The sequence below is a fragment of the Gammaproteobacteria bacterium genome (assembly GCA_003696665.1).
Taxonomy (GTDB): Bacteria; Pseudomonadota; Gammaproteobacteria; order Enterobacterales.
The window spans coordinates 1-1866 of sequence record RFGJ01000612.1 but is presented as its reverse complement, the minus strand read 5'-3'; the positions used below and the strand labels follow the sequence as shown (position 1 = coordinate 1866).

3 protein-coding genes are annotated in these 1866 nt (G+C 45.2%); all 3 read right to left on the bottom strand.

All coding sequences use genetic code 11. The features are described from left to right. Positions 1–361 (bottom strand): DNA helicase II (locus tag D6694_14895; protein ID RMH34928.1); only part of this gene is annotated, 361 nt, incomplete at its 3' end. Between the two features lie 138 nt (positions 362–499). Further along, positions 500–1459: an IS3 family transposase gene (locus tag D6694_14890; GenBank protein RMH34929.1), complete on the bottom strand. Its 960-nt coding sequence runs from the start codon at positions 1457–1459 to the stop codon at positions 500–502. 89 nt (positions 1460–1548) lie between these two features. After that, on the bottom strand, positions 1549–1845 hold the full coding sequence (locus D6694_14885) for a transposase (GenBank protein RMH34927.1): 297 nt from the start codon (positions 1843–1845) through the stop codon (positions 1549–1551). Between the last annotated feature and the right edge of the window lie 21 nt (positions 1846–1866).

Here is a 1866-nt window from a genome sequence, read left to right as displayed (position 1 = left end):
GAATTGGCAGTTTCCCATGCCGAGGAAGTGGGTCAGGAAATAATGTGATATCTATCGGATTGTCTGTTTTTTGTTCTTGAGCTACTCGCTCTTCTAATTTACAAAATCTCGTCGCTACTTGAAGTATCTCAACTGTATTCCTATAGCTCTTTTTTAATTCAGTAGGTTTTTTGCCTTGGACTTTAAAGCCGGCAGTTTTCCAATTAGGTTTCTTTCTTCCAAAAACATTCTGGGCAGGATCATAGCAGAAAAGCAAACTATCTGACCTCTCATTAAGGAGTTGGGATAGGCCTTGCATCCATTCCGTAGCGAAGTCTTGGCCCTCATCAACCAATATAGCGTCGTATATACCCTTTTTCACATATCCTTCTGCAATTTTCCCTTTAAGGATTGTCTTGGTTCACCCGAAAATGGAATTTCTGTCATTTAATTAAGGTGGTGATACATTTGTTGATTTTTCCAACCCGACAACAAAAGATACGCTGCGTTGCGGACAAAGTCAAGGCTGCCCTGCGGCGTGCCCGTACAAAACGCGGGCACGGCCTTGACTTTGTTCCTCACTCCGCGTAAAAACTTTTGTCGGTTTGGAAAAAATGAATTGTTCTGTTCTTTGACGTTTTCGATTCTCCTGTGCTTGTTTCAACTTTTCACGACGCTGTTCAAAAATGGCAGCCTGGCGTCCAAGCAGCATGTCGTTGGGCGTGATGTAGCCAAGCGACGAATGCAGCCTGATCGTATTGTAAGCATGGATATAATTCCCAACCTGTTCAATTAAATCATCGACACTCAAATAACTTTGCCGCCTGACCGCTTCATTTTTACAGGTCTGAAAAAAACGCTCTATTTTGCCGTTTGATTGCGGATAGTAAAACCGAGTCCGCCGATGCGTGATGCCGACCTCCTGAAGATAGCGCCCAAACTCTTTGGCGATGAATTGTGGGCCGTTATCGGTGATGAGAACCGGTTCTTCATTCGGATAGTGTGCACGGGCGCGCTCCATCATAATCTCAATATCAAGCGCTTCAAATGAGAGCTTTATTTCAAAATGAACGATGAATCTGGAATAGCCGTCGATTAAAGCGGCCAGAAAAACAAAAGTGCCTTTGAAATTGATGTACGATATATCCAAATGCCAATGGTGATGCGGGCGGCTCGGCTGATGAAAGCCGCTGCCTTTGGCTTTTTCATGCCGCCACGCCGTCAGCAGCAGGTTATGTCTTTTCAAAACGCGATACACCGACGACGGACTGACGGCAACAATATCCTCGTCAAGCATCATATAGGTCAAACGGCGATAGCCTTCTTCCATATGAGCCTGACGATAGGCGACAATGGCATCAACCTCCCAGTCCAACAGCCAGTGGAGCTTTGGGATATGGCCGTTGTGCCGGGTTTCAAGATGCCGGCGTTTTTGCCAATTGTAGTATTTACTCGGCCGGATCTCGAGTATGGACAACATCGGCCCCAGTTTATGCTGAGTTTTAGGTCGCCAATACGCAATATAGTCCAAAATCTCATTGCGCAGCTGTCGGGGAACTCGACGGCGATTCAGAGTTCCCCATTGAGCTTTTTTAATTTCAGGTTCTCCTCCAAAAGCTCGGCAATAACCTCGTTGCGATCCTTGAGCTTGGATTCGAGATCGTCAGTCGGCGATTTCTTTTTGCGGCCGCGTTTGGTGCTGAATGTGTCAACAGCGCCTTCAAACAGTTCTTTTTTCCATTTATAGAACTGGTTCGGATGGATGCGATATTTTTCACAAACATCAGCAACTGAGAGTTGCTTTTCAAAATATTCTTTTAAGATGGATACTTTGTCTTCAGCAGTGAACTTTTTCCGAGTCACGATTAAGGCTCCTTTCTTTCATAG

What these genes read in the sequence shown, in the direction of transcription:
- D6694_14890 (RMH34929.1), bottom strand. Translation starts at nt 1,459, where the DNA reads ATGTTGTCCATACTCGAGATCCGGCCGAGTAAATACTACAATTGGCAA.